This window comes from Peribacillus glennii, assembly GCF_003429105.1.
GTDB classification, from domain to species: Bacteria; Bacillota; Bacilli; order Bacillales; family DSM-1321; genus Peribacillus; species Peribacillus glennii.
In genome coordinates, this window is sequence record NZ_QVTD01000003.1 from 1428868 (window position 1) to 1447397 (window position 18530).

13 protein-coding genes and 1 other annotated feature are annotated in these 18530 nt (G+C 42.0%); of the genes, 6 read left to right on the forward strand and 7 right to left on the reverse strand.

All coding sequences use genetic code 11. The annotated features are described in order from the left end of the window. Positions 1-20 precede the first annotated feature (20 nt). Positions 21-1415: a VanW family protein gene (locus D0466_RS08460; RefSeq protein ID WP_117322054.1), complete on the reverse strand. Its 1395-nt coding sequence runs from the start codon at positions 1413-1415 to the stop codon at positions 21-23. A gap of 21 nt (positions 1416-1436) precedes the next feature. Continuing rightward, the gene (locus D0466_RS08465; RefSeq protein WP_117322269.1) at positions 1437-2174 is read right to left on the reverse strand and encodes a PRC-barrel domain-containing protein; all 738 of its coding nucleotides are present in this window, start codon (positions 2172-2174) and stop codon (positions 1437-1439) included. Between the two features lie 1740 nt (positions 2175-3914). Between D0466_RS08465 and D0466_RS08470 the strand changes: the two genes are divergently transcribed. From D0466_RS08470 to D0466_RS08480, 3 genes are read left to right on the forward strand one after another with little or no spacing between them, the layout of a single operon-like run. Next, positions 3915-4394, forward strand: coding sequence for a type II secretion system protein (locus D0466_RS08470; RefSeq protein WP_117322055.1), 480 nt, complete (start codon positions 3915-3917; stop codon positions 4392-4394). Further along, entirely contained in the window at positions 4381-4896 is a 516-nt protein-coding gene (locus tag D0466_RS08475; RefSeq protein ID WP_158555869.1) for a PulJ/GspJ family protein, read from the forward strand. The genes D0466_RS08470 and D0466_RS08475 overlap by 14 nt, the downstream gene beginning before the upstream one ends. Next, complete coding sequence (locus tag D0466_RS08480) at positions 4880-6391, forward strand: hypothetical protein (RefSeq protein WP_117322057.1); 1512 nt, start codon at positions 4880-4882, stop codon at positions 6389-6391. Before D0466_RS08475 ends, D0466_RS08480 begins: the two co-directional genes overlap by 17 nt. 38 nt (positions 6392-6429) lie before the next feature. On the opposite strand, the gene D0466_RS08485 is transcribed toward D0466_RS08480, so the two are convergent. Continuing rightward, entirely contained in the window at positions 6430-8142 is a 1713-nt protein-coding gene (locus D0466_RS08485) for a sensor domain-containing diguanylate cyclase (RefSeq protein ID WP_233522589.1), read from the reverse strand. A gap of 126 nt (positions 8143-8268) precedes the next feature. Continuing rightward, on the reverse strand, positions 8269-9582 hold the full coding sequence (locus tag D0466_RS08490; RefSeq protein WP_117322058.1) for a bifunctional folylpolyglutamate synthase/dihydrofolate synthase: 1314 nt from the start codon (positions 9580-9582) through the stop codon (positions 8269-8271). 102 nt (positions 9583-9684) lie between these two features. Here D0466_RS08490 and D0466_RS08495 point away from each other — a divergent pair, with 102 nt between their 5' ends. Both D0466_RS08495 and D0466_RS08500 read left to right on the forward strand, forming a co-directional pair. Then, the gene (locus D0466_RS08495; RefSeq protein ID WP_117322059.1) at positions 9685-10599 is read left to right on the forward strand and encodes an ATP-grasp domain-containing protein; all 915 of its coding nucleotides are present in this window, start codon (positions 9685-9687) and stop codon (positions 10597-10599) included. Next, positions 10592-11455 carry an ATP-grasp domain-containing protein gene (locus tag D0466_RS08500; RefSeq protein ID WP_117322060.1) on the forward strand — a complete coding sequence of 288 codons (864 nt, stop codon included), beginning with the start codon at positions 10592-10594 and terminating at the stop codon, positions 11453-11455. Before D0466_RS08495 ends, D0466_RS08500 begins: the two co-directional genes overlap by 8 nt. Positions 11456-11657: 202 nt before the next feature. Here D0466_RS08500 and D0466_RS08505 read toward each other — a convergent pair whose 3' ends face one another. After that, the gene (locus D0466_RS08505; RefSeq protein WP_117322061.1) at positions 11658-14309 is read right to left on the reverse strand and encodes a valine--tRNA ligase; all 2652 of its coding nucleotides are present in this window, start codon (positions 14307-14309) and stop codon (positions 11658-11660) included. Between the two features lie 60 nt (positions 14310-14369). Beyond that, positions 14370-14632 (reverse strand) — a binding site (T-box leader). A 209-nt stretch (positions 14633-14841) separates the two neighbouring features. Between D0466_RS08505 and D0466_RS08510 the strand changes: the two genes are divergently transcribed. Then, positions 14842-15033 (forward strand): hypothetical protein, encoded by a 192-nt coding sequence (locus tag D0466_RS08510; protein ID WP_117322062.1) that lies wholly within the window; start codon positions 14842-14844, stop codon positions 15031-15033. A gap of 352 nt (positions 15034-15385) precedes the next feature. On the opposite strand, the gene ysxE is transcribed toward D0466_RS08510, so the two are convergent. Further along, positions 15386-16426 carry a spore coat protein YsxE gene (gene ysxE, locus D0466_RS08515; protein WP_117322063.1) on the reverse strand — a complete coding sequence of 347 codons (1041 nt, stop codon included), beginning with the start codon at positions 16424-16426 and terminating at the stop codon, positions 15386-15388. 112 nt (positions 16427-16538) lie between these two features. Beyond that, positions 16539-18377 carry a LysM peptidoglycan-binding domain-containing protein gene (locus D0466_RS08520; protein WP_117322064.1) on the reverse strand — a complete coding sequence of 613 codons (1839 nt, stop codon included), beginning with the start codon at positions 18375-18377 and terminating at the stop codon, positions 16539-16541. Positions 18378-18530 lie beyond the last annotated feature (153 nt).

The following is an 18530-nucleotide window of genomic DNA, read 5'->3' on the forward strand; positions in this document are numbered from 1 at the left end:
GGTTATCCCCGCTTTCCCGTTTATTTTTCTTCTCCGGCAGGCATGTCCGTTCCCTGCCCCGTATTATCTGAAGTTTGAGGTTCCGTCCCCTTTTCATCTCCTTCGTTGTCCTCTTCATCGACTTCTGTTCCGTCTTCAGATTCAGAATGAGCTCCCGGAACCGGCATAGGAACATTTTCATCTGTTGTAGAATCAGGAGTTTCCTGTTCCTCTTCTTCTCCTTCTTCTGCTCCCGTTTCCGCCTGTTCCGTTACCTGGACAGGTTCTACAGGGCTATGGACCACCACTTTGTGGACCGGGGCATAGAAATCCTCGGAAATTATTTCGGTTTTCATTAGTTCCCCGGACTCGCCAAAGATTTTACGTACCATTTTTACTAACAGGCCAGTTTTTCCGCTTTCTATCACCTGGGTTTCACCTGATTCCAATCGGGCATTATATTGCTTAACCGTTTTAGGCGTAAAGCTCTGCTCATCCTTTTTGACGATGGAATATTTGTTCAGGAATGGCTGTCCCTTTAATATGGCTTCCAGCTTGTTTCCCTTCAATGAGAGCTGCAAGGAATAGGCCGAATCATTCAAGTTGGAAAACACCAGGTCCATTTGCTTTTTTTCGTCAACCTTTGCTTCATAGCCAAGCTTTGCGTATGAAGGAAGTGCATTGCTGATATACCGTTCTATGATAGAAAAGTTGGTTGGCAGGATGGCCTGGTAAATGGCTGTACCCATTATGCTCAATGCTGATGAATGGTGCATTTGGATGTCCTTTTCCTCTACAAGCCGCAAAAACGAAAACTGAGCTTTTGCGGGGATCTCTACTGTACCCATCTTTTTTAACAGCGCCTTGATTTCATTCAGGCTGCCCTCTGCATTGACCGTAGCCTTCGAAATGGTTTCGCTTTTCCTGACAGCTTCCGGAATATAGTTTTCAAGGTGGAATGTATAGCCTGATTCGTCCAGCATCGTTGCCCCGATCAGCAAATCGGCAGCCAATTTCTTCGTATCGATTTCCACTGTGCCAAGGGAAATGGAAGTCCTATAGATCATTTCTTCCAGGACCTCTTGATCCACATCCACAGCTGCCAGGTTTTTTTGCCCCTGCTTAAGGGTTCTAAGCGTTTCTTCAATATAAAATTCGTACAAAGCGGTATCTGCCTCGGCTTTTTTCTCCTTATAGCTGAACGTGATTTTCGTTTTTGCCTTCCACTTCTCTACTTCTTCTTCTAGCAGCCTTTCAGCTTCGGCAGCGGTTTTTTCCGAAATATCTAAATGGCCAATAGCGGTCCCGGCCGCAAAGGCATCCGTGTTTTTGAATAAGGTATTGTAAGCCAAAGCGCCAAAATGCGAGAAACTGAATATATAAGCAGTTGATAACATTAGAGCAAGAAAGATCTTGATACTCTGCTGGTTTCCCACATCACACACACTCCTTGTTGATTACGCTTCAACATTCATCGACAAGCCGCCGATTACACCCTGGCGTTCCTGTTGTGCTCTCCTGATATCATCCTCCGTTAAAACAGTACCCCCGGAAAATAGCACGTTTCCTTCGCGATCTGCAAAATCCTTCAGTAGTTTTTTGCCATTTAGCAATTCGACTTGTTTTTCCTTTAAATCCGCACTTTCTTTTAAAACCCTCTCATCATCATTGGCTGTTTCCTCTTCTGGAATTTGATTCACCAGCTGTTCAGCCGATTCCAAGAAATGCTCAGAAGCATCTTCGGTAACGATTAAAATATCCTTGCCGTATGTAAGCACGGTTTCAGAAGGAAGGACGATTTCCTTTTCCTTTAGCTTGATGAGCATCCCGATGACATTCCCGTTTTCATCATCAATAAAGTATTCAAGCACTGATCCGAGAAGTTGTCCTTTACGGGTAATCACTTTGGCGTCTGTAATTTTTATCTTCTTATTTACAAGCTGGTTGGCGATCGGAATCTCATTCAGATCAATCACTGAATTTTCGCTTTCAACCGTTACCGCATATTCGCCGATCCCGATCACCTTTTTGAAGGGAATTGCTTTCACGCTTCCCTGCCAGTCTTCATGCTCAATCGTTAAAAATTCGACAGAACCCTTTTCAGGATTGATCACGAGTGTTTTGACGGTCCCGATTTCCTGTCCTTCTGATATACTGATGATTGGAAATCCTAATATTTCTGCGCTTTTTTTCATCTCTTTCATAAACTGCAGCTGTTGAAAAACGATCGGGTAACCTTCATATTTCACCATCAGTTCAGTAAGCGGGCCCTGCAATTTTTCTTTGCTTACTGATTGAAAATAATAATCGATTAAAATGCTTGAAAATGTATAGTAATCCTCGTATGACAGCTCCGGTTGCAAATAGGCCTTTAGCATTTCTTCAAACTCGTTTGGTTCCAGGATAGAACGGGCTGTTTCAATCTGGGACAGCATATTATTTAGTAACTCCCTATCCAGATTGGCTCCTTCCGGTTTCAGTTCTTGCAGTGTTGCACCATGTGACGGCAAAGCTGTCTTGGAGTCATTTTCATCAGCAGTAATTCCAGTCGAGTCTTCAGTTAATTCTTCTTCCGGCAACATTTCAACCATGGATTCTTCTTGGGAAACCTGGCCTATTTCCATTTCCAAACCAATCAGTTCATCATTCGAAAGATTCATATTTTCATAAATATTATCAGGGACAATGCTCTCATTTCCACCCGCCAATGTCTGGTTTTCTTCATCCGGAATAGATTCTAATTCTTCCGATGGAACTGGTTCATAAGCAGGATAAGGCTTAGTTTGATGAAAGTCGGCATTTTCTGTTATTTCCGGAAGAAACCCATCATCATTATTACCCTTTAATTCTTCAAGAATAAATGGCGAAACATCATATAGCTGGCCGGGTCCGGATTGTTCGCAGTCTTGCTTCTCTGCTATATTTTCATCTTCGAGCAGCTTTTCAATCTCCGCCATATAATACGATTCATTTGCCAATTCAGCTGCTGCCGATTCCCCGGATTCTGCATACACATGCAATTCTCTGTCATGTATAAAAGCAGTTTCATCATCAAGAAGCAACTCATCTATCGGTTCCTCGAAGCCGCTCAAATCCCCGCCGGGTTGAGGGGAATTCTCCAAAACTGGTAACTCGGACTCTCCAGAATCCAATACCCTGTTTTGTAAAAAAGCAATGTCATTATCAAATGGCAACTCGTCCATTGATTCCTCGAATCCACGTAAATCTCCGGCAGTCTTTGGGACATCTTCCAACACTGGTGCCTGATCACTTAGAGTATCAGAGAGATCAATCTCACTCCTACCAATCTCTAATGCTGCTTTACTTTGCTGTTTAGTTTCTATTCCTTCCGGCACTCCATTTTTTAGAGAATCAATGTGTAGTACATCATTAGGCAAGTAATGATCCAACAGTTCATTTTCTTTCACAAAAGCGTCTTCATGTTCATTTGAATCATAGGTGTGATAGGCTTCATACTCGCCATAAACACTCTCATGTGATGCCGCCGTTTCACCGAATGCGAGCAGCAGCTGTTCCGAACGTTTCCCTATGATTAGAGCGACCGGCAGCAATAACAGTATAGAAAACAATGCGGCTGTCCATAGAGAAAAAGTAAAGCTGGCCAACAAGCCAATTAATGAAACGAATAATGAAGCCCCAATTATCGCTATTTTTCCTTTCCCATTCAAACCGAGAGGCAAAAAATAGATAATTGGTACTAATAGAATAAGAGAAAGTGCCATAAAAATGAAAGTCTCCATTCTGCACCCCGCTTCTTAATAATTTAGCAACTTTATCATAAATAAGAAATTCTGCCTATTTTTCCTAATTTCAATTATAAAGTATTGTATAATAATTGTAAGTGATTTAAAAGTCTACAACTGAAGATATTAGTCAAATTTACATACTTTTTGGCGAAAAATGGGGGATTCGCGGTGAAACAGAAAAAACTGATGAATAACAAAGGCTTTACCCTCATCGAGCTTCTCGTCTCCTTTGTGATCCTTAGCATATTTCTTGGCGTAGTCGGCTCTGCCCTTCAGAACAGCTTCTCGCAAAACACTAGGGCAGACAATAAACTGAACTCTATTTATCTCGCAAAGAATACTTTGGAATATTACAAGAACCAGAGTTTTGAATTTACTCAAAGTCAATTAGATAAAAGGGAGTGTCAAGATCCTGAAACGGGTGCGAAAATGGGAATTGAAGTTGTACCCGATAATATTATGACACTTCCGGAAAATGAAAAAGAGAAACTGAAAAATTACCAAGTCTGTGTGGAATTTACTCAGCCATCAAATGAAAAACTTATAGATAAACTGATAAAAATTAAAATTAGGGTTTGGACGACGGTCAATGGCAAACTAACAAAATATGAAAACATTGAAGGATATAAAAGAAATGAAACTCAATGATAAAGGTTTGACCTTAGTTGAAGTATTGGTATCAATCAGCATTTTTTTTGTGCTGTCCTCCCTTGTCTACGGCATCTTTTTTTCATCGGTCAACAGCTCGAAAAAAGTGGTGGACCACAATGAACTGAGAAACGAGCTGGTGATGGTAGCTGAGCAGATTAATGATTTTTGCGACAATGCACAAGAGTTTAAAATTGATGAAGTTGTTAACGGGGAAGTAACTGCAATTCAAGTTGTGGATGTACATGATAAGGGGCAATCCACTCCTCTAAAAATAATAAAAAAGGAAGATGGGGACTTATTCTTAATTGAATCAAATATAGAAAGAATGATAAATAGTGATTATGCCACTGCTGAAAAAACAAGTTTGACAGTAAATAATGATGGAAATCTGGAGTTTAACTTTGTCATCAGCTTTAAAGACAGCACCCGGCAAGCAAAGGCTCAATCCCTTTTTACTATTTATGATGTGGAGGAGGGCGGCAATGAACCGACTCAATAATCAAAGAGGCTATGCCTTTATAGTTGTCCTGCTTTTTATCGTGTTAATTGGATTGACCACCATTACGCTTGCAGGGTTTGCATTAAACGCGCAAAAAACCATTCAGGTTTCAAAGACAACTGTGGAAGAGAAAATCGATTCTGAAATGGCTATGGATGAAGCAATGGCAAAAATCCAAGTATATTTGAATGGGATCAACACCCAGCTACAGGCATCCTCAGGTATCCAGCTACCTCACATGCATCAGAAATTGCAAGAAATGGTTATTCAATTGAATTCTGATAGTAACCAAGAATATTTCCTTTCAGCGCCACAAATGATCAATCCAGACAACCATGAATTTCTGCAAGTTAAAATAGACATTACCATACCAGAAAACAAAAAAGGAAAACTACTGACTAAATCTATTATCTTGACAACTGTATCTGAAATCTTTAAGTATAGTGTTTTTAGCAATAACGATTTGTATTTATATGGAAAATCCGAAATAAATGGAAATGTTTATATAGACAATAATTTGAGGCTTTCAGAATATGTGACATTTAAGGGACCTTTAGGATTTTTTGAATTTGGATTCAAGAACGGTTATCCTACTATAAACGGGCTTTTAACAATGAAACTGAATAATTATTATTATAATTATCGATATCCATTTATTAGCTCTGACCATTGGTATCCTATTCAAAATCCAGCTCAAAAACTGCCGGATTATTTTCGTAAAGCTCCTGAAATTAAAAATAACGCCGAAAATTTGACTCCTTTGGATGTAAGAGAGAGCATTGACTCAAAAGAAATACCTGAAGTAACGACAGCGGTACAATATAATGAATTAAGGATTAAACGTGGTCAAAAGGAAGTAATAAATAGCGATATTATTATAGAAAATGATCTAACGATTGAAGACAATGGATATTTAGAAGTTAATGGAAATATTTATATAAAGGGAAATCTTAAGGTAAGGCCGTCATATCGATATCATAATCAAGGACAAGCAACACTTAAAGTTCAAAGCAACAGCTATATTTACGTTGGCCTGAACGCTGAAATGAATAATGTTAACTTGGATGCACCAGTTTATATTAATGGCAGTGCAGAACTTTTCAATAATCTAAATACCAATAGTACCATTTATGCTAACTCAACTATTGAGGCTGTCGGGATGACGAAAAATATAGATGGAACTCTTGTCCTAATCAGTGAAGAAAATATTAGCCTTGCTTTTAACAATAGAGGTTATGATTCCAAGGATTTGAATGTATATCTTTATTCTAAAAAAGATATTGAGATTTGGGGTTATGGAGCCGAATTATTCGGTTACGATTCCAACGTTGTCCTTAATGGTGGCGTTTATGGAGAGAATATCTATTTAAAATCGATGGATGACCGGGTGAAAATAAACTATAAAGAAGACATAATCGATAATCCTCCTAGAGGCATACCAACTGTTCAAAAAATTTCCATGAAAGAATCGAAATCAACCTATAAAAGGGAATAAAAAACTTAGAGCCGTTCGCTCTAAGTTTTTTTATGATCTCATCCAACATACTTCGCAACCCTATTCCTCCCCGCCTGTTTCGCTCCGGTATACATGGCCCGGTCTGCGTGGCGGATGAGTGCCTGAGCGTCTTCAGCATCCAACGGCGCGGAGGCTAACCCGATGCTTGCCGTTATCGGAACTGAAAGAATGGTACGGGTATCGTCCAAATCCGAATAGACAGTAAAAGGTTTACTGGCAATGGTGTGCCTGATACTTTCAGCGAAGTCAAAAGCCTCCGATTTGCTTACGTCCGGCAAAAGGATCACAAATTCTTCTCCGCCATAACGGGCCACAATTCCCTTGGCCGGCATCAATCTCTCAAGACGGCGAGCCAGTCCGGCAAGGATATCATTTCCGCTCTGGTGGCCGTATGTGTCATTTACTGTTTTAAAATGGTCAATGTCGAGGAGAATTAATGAAAGAGTGCTAATTTCCCTGTTTTGCAATTTGATAAATTCGTTTTCAAGGGCATCTTCGAAAAAACGGTAATTATAAAGGTTGGTTAAGGCGCAGCGCTCACTTTTCTGCTTCGTTTCATGTAAATGGCGCGCATTTTCGATTGCCACCGCCAAATAGGAGCATAAAATATCCGTGATCATTAGGTGATATTGCTCATATGCACGTTTTCTTCCTGAAGCCAGGATCAATACACCCACTACCAATTCATTTCTCACAATAGGAACGGCGAGTAAACTTTCTATTGTTTCCGGCAGGATGCCAATATCAAGATGTTCCCACTCTCTTCTTTTATGAAAAATAACTCCTTTTTTCGATTTCCAAACAAATCCTGAAATCCCTTCTTTAAGTGTCAGTGGCGGGATTTCCTTCTTTTTTTCTATACCTTGTTCTGCATAACCCAAAAGATGGATTTCATTTTTCTCATTGAATAAATCAAGGATGTAAGCATTGTCAGATGGAATAATAGCAGGTATCTTTAAAACAAAGATGCTGAGAACCTCATTGACCTGCAGCCTTTGGGTCAGTTCATGGCCGAATTCCCCTGCCCTTTTCAAACGTTCACTGACTTCCTGGGAAGAGTTATAAAGCTTCAATACAAGGGCTATCCCTACTAAAGGGATCCCGCCAAACAATATCGAAAGATAGCCTAGCTGATCGTATAATATAAATAAGATCAATCCGATGGGAAGCACCACTAATGAGGCAATGAAATCCCAAACAGCATCCTTGGTGAACAGTTCTAGTTTCTGGCCGTTCAATATGTATCTTGAAACTGAAATGAAAAGCGTATTCAACATAAAATACACAAGCAGGTAAATCAATATTTTCCAAAAATTGGAAGGGCCTATAACAGCATCAAAATCATGTGTTCCGCCAATCCCATAGTAGATCATCCCGCTTACTACTGATACGAAGAAAAAAATCAAGGAATTCAACGGGAGGCGGTACATTTCATTTCGCCTCAGCCGAAGCATCAAAAGCATGAACATGAAGGAAATTTGCGTCAATATCATTTCGACAGCGAGCCCAAAAATCAGAAAGACCGCCAGTGATACCCCCTGCACTGACGAAATAGGTGTATTATTTATGATCATGGGTATGAAAGATAAAATGCACATTAACACAAGGAAAGCCAGGGTGTCCCAGCCGCGTCCGGTGATTAGGGGCGGAAAATGTTGAAATGATAGAGTGATTCCCGCTGGAATAATCATTAACCATGATCCCCAGACTACAATTCGTTTCTTTTTCACTACTTCCAATGGAATCACCCCTTTACATGACCACTTGTTTATACGGGAAAATTTAACAGAAAAGTGTCAATTAAAAGTAATTTTAACAAATTTTTATTGCAATGTCATACTGTAAATCTGTTGATTTTATGGCATGTCCTGAAGAATGACCTTGGTATAGGGCCTGGCCAGCGCCAGAAAATATAACGAGCCCGTGATGATAAGAGCCTCATTTTGCCCCAGGTTTTTGATGGCTGCTTCGATTGCTTTTTGCCAGCCTTTTATCATTTGTTTGCTATGGCTTTTACTAGATTCATTAAGAACCTCGGCACTAGCGGCACGGGCATGCGGAATTTCCGTAAAGATTGCCTGTTCGGCATAGACATCAAGGATGTTAATCATCTCTTTATAGTTTTTATCTTTCAGGGCAGTAAACACAAAACGATATTTTTTTTCTGGATAGGCGTTATGAAGTGTATCCATCAATACCAACATGCCTGCAGGATTATGGGCACCGTCCAATATGATGGGCGGGTTTTCCGATAACAGTTCAAAACGGCCCCTCCAAGCCGATTGGCGCAGGCCTTTTCGAATGCTTTCTTCATGAATGGAAAACTCTTGCCGTCCATTTAAAAGCGTAATGGCCGTTAACGCAAGGGATGCATTTTCCGCTTGATGCCAGCCACGCATCGTAAGCTGAACTTTTTCTAGCACATATTTGTCCATTCGAAATGTGAAGGACTGAGAGGTTTCATGTGTGTTCCAAGCCTCCAAGGCAAAGTCCCTTTCAAGCTGAAATAAAGGGGCATCCTGCGTATCAGCCTTTAACCTTATAATTTCTTCTGCTTGTGGGTTTTTCACGCCGCTGATTACTGGCACTCCTTTCTTGATAATTCCTGCTTTCTCCTCTGTTATCAATTCGATGGAGTCACCCAGGATATTGGTATGTTCAAGGGAAATAGATGTAATGATCGACAGGACAGGGGTAACCACGTTCGTAGAATCGAGCCTACCGCCAAGCCCTGCCTCAAGCAAAACAATATCTACGTCATTCTTTTTAAAATACATAAAAGCGATGGCGGTCAAAATTTCGAATTGTGTCGGTCCTTCCGAATCCTTGTCCATCTTCTCAATTGTTGAATAGATTTCATTAAAAACTGAAATAAATTCCGTGTCACTGATCATAGAATGATTTATTGTAAATTCTTCATTCACGCGTTCTAAATATGGGGAAGTAAAGGACCCAACGCATATACCGGCCTCAATCAATATTTCCTTGATATAATTCAGTGTCGAGCCTTTGCCATTCGATCCGGCTATATGAATGAATTTCATTTCAGCGTGAGGATTGCCGAGATAATCAAGAAACCTTTCCATCCGGGCCAGGCCAAAATCCATTCCCAGCTTCATCTGCCTCTGCAGTAAATATTCTTCTACGTCAGCCATTGTCTTTCTTTTCATATAAAAGCCTCCAATATTGCACTGCTGCTTACTTTCTGTAAAGATATATTTTACAATAGTTTTAGCAATTAAGTAACTATATCTAAAGGAAGTGCGGCGTAAATGGACGATTCGCAAAAAAGCTGCTGGATCATCATAAATGGTTATTTGCAGCAAGAGAAATTTTCCGATCTTGCGGTTTTTATCAAGGATGCTGCGGAGAGAAAAAGAGTGAAAGCAACTATCGTCAGGAATACGGAATTGATTCCGGTCCTTGCTAATGGGGTGGCCAAGTTAAAAGGCGATCTGGCAGAACAACTTCCTGACTTTATCATTTATATGGATAAAGATATCCCATTGGCCTTCCACTTAGAGTTGATGGGCCTGCCTGTATATAACAGCAGCAAAGCCATCGAGGTCTGTGACAGTAAAACAAAGACCCATCATGCCTTGGCAAACCGCGGCATACCAATGCCTAATACAATTTTCCCTCCTTTTACATACGAAGGAATCCTACGGAATGATTTTCAGACTTTCAGGGATATCGGAGCATGCCTCGGATACCCACTGATCGTAAAAGAAGCTTACGGTTCATTTGGCCAGCAGGTGTATCTTGTTGAAAACGAAACGGAATTGATTGCAAAGGTGCAAGAAATTGCCCATGTACCTTTTATGCTGCAGGAATTTGTCCAAAGCAGCAGGGGCAGGGATATACGATTAAACGTAGTGGGCGGCAGGGTTGTCGCTTCGATGCTCCGTACATCCGCGACCGATTTTCGGGCCAATGTCACGAACGGTGGAAAAACCATGCCTTATTCCCCAACAAAAGAGGAAGCAGAACTGGCAATCAGGTGCGCAGACGTACTTGGCCTGGATTTCGCCGGCATAGACCTGCTTTTTGGCGAAAATGGGCCACTGCTATGCGAAGTGAACTCGAATTCCCATTTACTGAATATCTACCATGCGACAGGAGTAAATATAGCAGATGATATGATCAGCTATATCTTGCAGAATGAAAAGGAGAAAAACCATGCATGAGCAGGGCTGGCTGATTTATTCAAAAGAAGATGCAGCGCGGAATATGTCTTATATTTACTGGATGATTGAAGAAGCCGGACAAATGGATATGAAGCTTTCCCTGCTGTTCCGGGAGGATTTTTCATTAGGGCATTTGTCATCAAAGCTAGAATTATTCCATCAAAAGAAATCGGTGCTCCTCCCTTCATTTGCAATCGTGCGAACGATTGATCCTTTTTTCACAAGGCAGTTGGAGCTGATTGGCGTAAGATGTTTTAATTCTGCGTTTGTCTCGGACTTGTGCAATAACAAAGCGAAAACCCATCAATTCATGGCGCAGCTTGGAATTCCGATGGCTGATACCATCTATGGCAATCGAGACCACTTTCGTCGGGAGGATGTCCTGTTGCAATACCCTTATATAGCTAAAGAAGTCTCAGGCCGCGGTGGAAAACAAGTCTATCTAATTGAAAACGAAAAAGAGGAGCATGAGTTGCAAGGATCCCCAGGCAAATGGATACTCCAAAAACCTGCCGTTTATGGCAAGGATGTACGGGTATTTATTGTTGGAAGGAAAATCATAGCCGCTGTATTGAGGGAATCGGAAACTGATTTTAAAGCAAATTACACCTTGGGCGGCAGCGCCTCGCTGTATGAACTGTCCGCTGAACAAAAATCTCTTGTAGAAAAAATAATTAATGTGGTGGATTTTGGCATGGCCGGTGTCGATTTTGTTTTTTCCGAAGAAGGCAGCTTTTTATTGAATGAAATTGAAGACGTTGTCGGCAGCCGGACGCTCAGTGCCTTGACAGATATTAATATCGTCAGGGAGTATTTACTGCATATCAAGGAAGAATTGGGAGATCAAGTATATTGATGGCTGATATATTCGGTTTTCCGCTGATAAATTAAAATTTTCGCTCATATATTGAAATTTTCGCTCATAAATTTAGATGCCGATCATAAAACTGGATTTTCGCTCGTGAATTCTGACCTTCGCTGATAAAGTGGTGGTCCGCCCCGGCATGTTTACTCTATGATAAAAAAGGATGAACCGTAACGGGTTCATCCTTTTTTACTTACAGTTGCTTCAATTCATGGATCCTGCTGATGACAGTATTGCGTTTTTCGCTGTAATCCTTTTCCTTCGCACGTTCCTCTTCAATTACCTTTTCAGGTGCTTTCTTTACAAAGCCTTCATTGCTTAATTTCTTTTGAACACGCTCTACTTCCTTGTTCAATTTATCGAGCTCCTTCTCCAGGCGGCTGATTTCTTCGTCAATGTTGATCAAGCCCTGCAGAGGCAGAATCAATTCTACGCCGGTGACAACTGCGGTCATTGCCTGCCCTGGTTCCTCAACATCTGTGCCGATTGTGAATTCCTCAGGGTTACAGAAGCGTTCAATATAAGCACTGTTTTTCTGAAGCCTGCTTAATGTCTCTTCATCCTTCGCCTTCAGGATCAGCTTGATTTTTTTGCTCATCGGCGTATTTACTTCTGCACGGATGTTTCGTACAGAACGGATAATTTCAACAAGAAGCTTCATTTCTTCAGCTGCTTCAGCATCGGTCAATTCAGCTTTCACTTCCGGCCATGCCGCTGTTGTGATGGATTCGCCTTCATGCGGCAGATTCTGCCAAATTTCCTCGGTAATAAACGGCATGAAAGGGTGCAGCAATCTCATCGTATTATCCAGTACATATGCCAGGATAGAACGCGTGGTTTTCTTGGCAGCCTCATCTTCACCATACAGCGGAAGTTTAGCCATTTCAATGTACCAGTCGCAGAAATCATCCCAGATGAAATTGTATAGGATGCGGCCAACCTCGCCAAATTCATATTTATCAGCGAGTCTTGTAACGGTTTCGATCGTTTCGTTCAATCGGGTCAAAATCCACTTGTCCGCTACGGATTTTTCGCCGCTCAAATCGATTTCTTCATAAGTCAGCCCATCCATATTCATCAATGCAAAGCGTGAAGCATTCCAAATCTTATTGGCAAAGTTCCAGACTGCTTCTACCTTTTCAATGCTAAAGCGCAAATCCTGTCCCGGAGAACTGCCGGTTGACAGGAAGTAACGCAAGGAATCGGCACCGTATTGGTCGATGACATCCATTGGATCGACACCATTTCCAAGCGATTTACTCATCTTGCGTCCCTGTGCGTCACGGACAAGGCCATGAATTAGTACATCTTTAAATGGCCGTTCTCCTGTAAACTCAAGACCTTGGAATATCATACGCGATACCCAGAAGAAGATGATATCATATCCGGTCACAAGCGCTGCCGTTGGATAGTACCGTTTGTAATCTGCTGACTCTGTATCCGGCCATCCCATTGTGGAGAAAGGCCAAAGCGCCGAGCTGAACCAAGTATCAAGCACATCTTTATCCTGTTCCCAGTTTTTGATGTCTTCAGGGGCCTCCAGGCCGACATAAACTTCCCCTGTATGCTTATGGTACCATGCAGGGATCCTGTGCCCCCACCAAAGCTGGCGTGAAATACACCAATCACGGATATTTTCCATCCAGTGCAGGTATGTCTTCTCAAAACGGTCCGGCACGAAATGAACCTTTTCACTTTCGGATTTCTGCTGAAGCGCGATCGCTTCATCAGCCAATGGCTGCATTTTTACAAACCATTGAGTTGATAGATATGGTTCTACTACTGCTCCGCTTCGTTCTGAATGGCCAACCGAATGGAGGTGGTCTTCAATTTTGAAAAGGACGCCCTCTTCCTGTAAGTCCTTTACAATTTGCTTCCGGCATTCAAAACGGTCCATGCCTTCGTATTTTCCTGCCCTGCCGTTCATCGTACCGTCTTCATTCATGACGAGTATGCGTTCAAGGTTGTGGCGGTTGCCGATTTCAAAATCATTAGGATCATGGGCAGGCGTGATTTTCACGGCGCCTGAACCAAATTCCATATCAACGTAATCATCGCCAACGATGGGAATCTCCCGGCCGGTAATCGGCAGGATGACTGTTTTGCCTATTAAGTGTTTATAGCGGTCATCTTCAGGATGAACGGCTACCGCTGTATCCCCAAGCATGGTCTCCGGCCGTGTCGTAGCAATTTCGATATGTCCGGATCCGTCCGCCAATGGATACTTCATATGATAGAATGCACCCTGTACATCTTTGTAAATAACCTCTATATCAGACAGCGCCGTTTTCGTGGAAGGATCCCAGTTGATGATATATTCACCGCGGTAGATCAATCCTTTTTTGTATAAGGAAACGAAAACCTCGCGAACCGCTTTGGAAAGTCCTTCATCCAGCGTAAACCGCTCCCGTGAATAATCAAGGCCAAGCCCAAGCTTTGACCATTGCTGGCGGATATGGCTCGCATATTCTTCTTTCCACTTCCATGTTTCTTGGAGAAATTTCTCCCTCCCCAGGTCATAACGGCTTTGGCCCTGGTTCCGAAGCTTCTCTTCCACCTTGGCTTGCGTGGCGATTCCAGCATGGTCCATACCAGGAAGCCATAATACATCATAGCCCTGCATCCGTTTCATGCGGGTTAAAATGTCCTGAAGCGTCGTATCCCATGCATGGCCAAGGTGCAATTTCCCCGTTACATTCGGGGGCGGGATAACGATTGTATATGGCTCTTTTTCACCTTCGCTTTTCGCTTCAAAAAACTTCCCCTTTAACCACCATTCATACCGTCCTTTTTCAATCGTCTGCGGATCATATTTGGTCGGCATTGTTTGCTGCTGTTGTTCCATATAAACTTCCTCCTTTATCAGGCATTCAAAATCCCGGAAAATAAAAAACTTCCTTCATCACAAAAGGACGAAGGAAGTTGTTCGCGGTTCCACCTTTTTTCCGACAAAATTTAGTAATGCAATTTTGTTCGGCTCTCAAATAAGATAACGGCTCTTGCCGGTATTCCGCTAGCCAAAAGTGAACGCGGAAACGCGCCCTTAATCAGTTCACGGAAACGACTCACAGGCGACTTCGGATGGTACCGGCCTGGAAACCTTACAGCTAATGGCTTCCTCTCTGTAAAGCAGTATGGCATCTTACTATTCCTGTTCTCAGTCTTTATATTTATTCAGATTTCCCTTCGCTGGCTACATACAGCTGATGGAAGATTCATTTAATATAGTACATAAAAATATGTTATATAGTCAATATTCTTTTCCGTTTTTTACTCATTGTATACATATCCCGCGTGATAGGCCATAGGCAAAAAGCACATTTTCTGCCGAGAAAACATACGATGGCATAATAATACAAAAGGATGGTTTTCGCCCAATGAGAAAAAGATATAATCCTTATTCATTGCCTCCCTGGCTCAGAACGGTCCGCGCTGTTTGCGCTCAATTCATCATCCCTTTCAGCGTCTTTCAAGGGATCAGGACTTTTTTATTGCCAACCACATTCGATGTTTTGCTGCTTGCCATCTTTATTTTGATAGCCGTAGCCTTTCATCTGGAGTGGATATAATAACAGCCGCTTTATTCGCAGGAGGGTTTCTTAGTACAAAGACAGGAGGATAGTTGAGGCGCGTAGGATGTGGATCACACAGGTGTTGGCACAGGACGTGCGTACTCAGCCTATGTTCTATCTGATTTCCTGAACTTGGCCACTTCTTGGATTACACTGTTTAAATAGATGATTATTTTATGTGTTTATGGGCATATATCACAGATAATATCCCTATTTTAGACAGCAAGATCAAGAAGCTGTTCAATTGGTACAACCCGCCGTTCATCTATTGAAGTACTCATTGTTGTTAAGTTATCTCCTCTTTGAGAAAAAATAACCGGCCAGCAAAAATTTCTTTGCCTGGCCGGTCTTAGCTTTGTGATTGTTCCTGCCCAGCAGCCGCTTTTTTCTGCTGCTCAATTTCCTCGATCTTCATTACCATGTATTCCGTGTTTTTTAATAACCAATATTGCCTCTGAAGCTGGCTGACATAATATAGCTCGCTTTTTCCTCCCTTTTTCTCAAAGTAGTTCCTCACAGTTTGGATCGATGATCCGGGATACGCCAAATAGCTCTGGAATAAAAGCATTTCTTCATCTTTCAGCGGGAAATATTTAAGGTAATTGTAGAGCCAGCTGACACAATCATCACACCGGGTAGGATAGGTCCTTGCGGATCTTACCAAAAAAGGCAATAAGTCAAAATGAGGCGGAACCGTCTTTGAATCTTCGAAATTGATAAAATGGCCATATCCTCTATCATCGTAAATAAAATGCTGCATGGACAGCTTTCCATGCGTAATAACAGTCCTTACTTTTTCATCCTCTTTTGTTTTCTTGAACCATTCTTCAAGCTTTTTTTCAGCATAATTCAATGCCTGGGTAATATCGGTATAATACATGCATAACAAAAGCTGAAATGGGGACATATACCATTTTTTCTCGCTCTCTCCAGCAAATTCCTCGATAAATTCACGTTGTTCCTTCCACTGCTTTATAGTCTCTTCATAATGCTCTTCTCTTTCTTCTTTTTTTACAGGCCTTTCTTTCATCGAGAGGGTGTGCATTCTTGCAAGCTCGCGGAATAATTGCATGTGGCGTTCATCGCGCTCACCGGTGTCCTCATTCAGCAGCCAGGGCATTAAATAATATAAATGCCCTCCATGGAGCACAGCATACCTCCCGTCTGTCGCCGGATAAATCGGAACAATCCGGTTGTAGCCGCGCTGATATAAGAATTGGATATTCCGGAAGAAGTCCATCCCTTTTTGGGGGGATATCACTTTTAAAGCAAAAATGCCTTTATCGCTATAGACTTTCTTCACTTTCCCAAAATTTTCAACATATCTGGCATGCAACGAATACTGGTGCAAAATAACCTCTGTATCATTAAATTCCTGTTTGTCTTCCATATTCGGTTAATCCACTCACCTTCACTTGAATGGCATGTTTTGATGGGGTTTTTTAAATGATCCGAAAAAAAACAGCAGAGCAGGGCCCGCCGTCTCTGCTCTGGAATTACCATTACAATTTTAACGCTTTTCCCCTGGGGATATAGAGTACCTGGCCTTCGTACACATCCTGCCCCTGCTCCAGTGCATTGCTGCTTAAAATGGACTGTTCGCTGACTTCATACCGGTCGGCAAGCGATGATAGCGTATCTCCATGCTGTACAATGCATACCTTTACCTTTGTCAGCTCTTCCTCCTGCTTGCGGCCAAAAAAGTCCATTAATGAAATATGTTCTTTTTGTTCTTGATTTTCGGGTTCACTTTCACGATTGGAAGAAGCACGGCCATCCTTGTTTTTAGCATTTTTAACTTTGGGGGCATCCTCTCTTTTGGCAAGGTGCAGGATTGGTTCCAATTGGTTTTCCCCCGGCTCTGCCTCGGCTTTGGCAGGCTCTGTTTCTTTCCGGCCTGATTGCTGATTTGTTTCTGCAGGTACCGGTTCTTCTTCTATTCCCTTAGAATTCTGAACTGGCTCTTGCAGAATCGGTTCTTCTTGATTCGCTTGTTTATTATCAGGGAGCGGCTCTTGTTGTTCAGGTTTTTGTACCCCATCGTCTGCCGGGATTGGTTCTGGTTTGGTTTGTTCTAGTTGGGTTTGTTCTGCTTGGACCTTCTGCTTTTCCCCCCTGTCACCCTCTTGTTCAGCAGCGCGAGGTGCTTGTTGACCAGCTGGCTGGTTTCCGGCAGGCAACAACGGTTTTTGGCTTTCTGCTGGCTGCTGTGCAGGGATTGGCTGTTGTTGTTGGCCCGTTGCTGGCTGCTGTGCAGGGAGAGGCACTTGCTGGCCCGTTGCTGGCTGCTGTGCAGGGGCAGGCTCTTGTTGTACAGAGTTTGTTTCATCAGGATCGAAGCTTCCGTGCTTAATCAAATCAGTCCATGGATGAGTTGTTTCCGGTTGTTTTTCGGATACTTGCATTTTTGTTTTCAATTCATCATAGAGAGGTTCCATTGGAATATCGAACACGGGGATGTCAGGCTGTTTGCTTATAAGCTCAGGTTCTGATTTTTCAGCCCGCCCTTCTTCCGGAAGTTTCCTGGCTTGGGCGTAAAATGGTATATACAGTCCATCCTCAGTATTGCTTACAGGGCTTTCCCCCGCAATGATAGGACTTTCAAACATGGCCTCAAACTTTTGGTTGTCCTCTTCCCCTTTTAGGCTTTGGAAAGAAGATGTTTTCCGGATATACTCTTCAAATGTTTCAAACTGGCCTTGTTCGGTTTGTGAAAAAATTTCCGTTTCCCCGCCTGCAGGGTTTGTTTCTTTTTCACGGTGGGTTGTAGGTTCATCTAAATCTTGATGACTTGCGGAGTAGTCCGTAAAATTACTTTCATAGGAAACTTCTTCATGTTCGCCATATCCATACTGGGATTCTTCCCCATACGTTTCATCATCGACTTCTTGATCGGACAACTGATCCCTGTATATGCCTGTAATCAGCAGATCAGCCTGAAGCTTGAGACAGTTTTTATCTGGCATTAAATAATCAAATGTTTGGATTTCCACATCCACATCCTGCAGTGAATGAATCCTGTCATACGGAATTGTAATATCTACCGGAAACCGGTGCATGAATTCATTGATGCCTGAGTCCCTTCTTTCCACCTGCTGCACCGTTTTTGGATGGTAGTGTTGGGTATAATTCTTGATGACAGACTCGCCAGTGCCCCGATCTTCCTTGTATTCTCCGCTTAAATCAAGCGTTCCCTTAATGACTACATATTGATCTCTTTCTAAGATCGTAACATTCGGATCCAGGGAGATGGAGTAAAGTTCAGCTACTTCATGTTCCTTCTGAAACCAAATGGATTCTTCTAATGAAAATCGTAAATACGATTGATTTTCCTTCGACAAAACAACTCCTCCTTTCAAATCCTAAGAAAAACAATGACTATGCCATTAACAATCTATGAAGGAGTAAAATTATTTATGCTATTTATTCGGATAAGAAGGAGAAGGGGAGACCATTAAAAAAGGCCTCCCTTTATCAAAGTGATAAAGCAAGAC

Bases quoted from the DNA above. Each gene is read 5' to 3' on its own strand.
- D0466_RS08465 (WP_117322269.1), bottom strand. From the start codon at position 2,174: ATGAAAAAAAGCGCAGAAATATTAGGATTTCCAATCATCAGTATATCA.
- D0466_RS08475 (WP_158555869.1), top strand. From the start codon at position 4,381: ATGAAACTCAATGATAAAGGTTTGACCTTAGTTGAAGTATTGGTATCA.
- D0466_RS08480 (WP_117322057.1), top strand. From the start codon at position 4,880: ATGAACCGACTCAATAATCAAAGAGGCTATGCCTTTATAGTTGTCCTG.
- D0466_RS08490 (WP_117322058.1), bottom strand. From the start codon at position 9,582: ATGAAAAGAAAGACAATGGCTGACGTAGAAGAATATTTACTGCAGAGG.
- D0466_RS08495 (WP_117322059.1), top strand. From the start codon at position 9,685: ATGGACGATTCGCAAAAAAGCTGCTGGATCATCATAAATGGTTATTTG.
- D0466_RS08500 (WP_117322060.1), top strand. From the start codon at position 10,592: ATGCATGAGCAGGGCTGGCTGATTTATTCAAAAGAAGATGCAGCGCGG.
- D0466_RS08505 (WP_117322061.1), bottom strand. From the start codon at position 14,309: ATGGAACAACAGCAGCAAACAATGCCGACCAAATATGATCCGCAGACG.
- D0466_RS08510 (WP_117322062.1), top strand. From the start codon at position 14,842: ATGAGAAAAAGATATAATCCTTATTCATTGCCTCCCTGGCTCAGAACG.
- ysxE (WP_117322063.1), bottom strand. From the start codon at position 16,426: ATGGAAGACAAACAGGAATTTAATGATACAGAGGTTATTTTGCACCAG.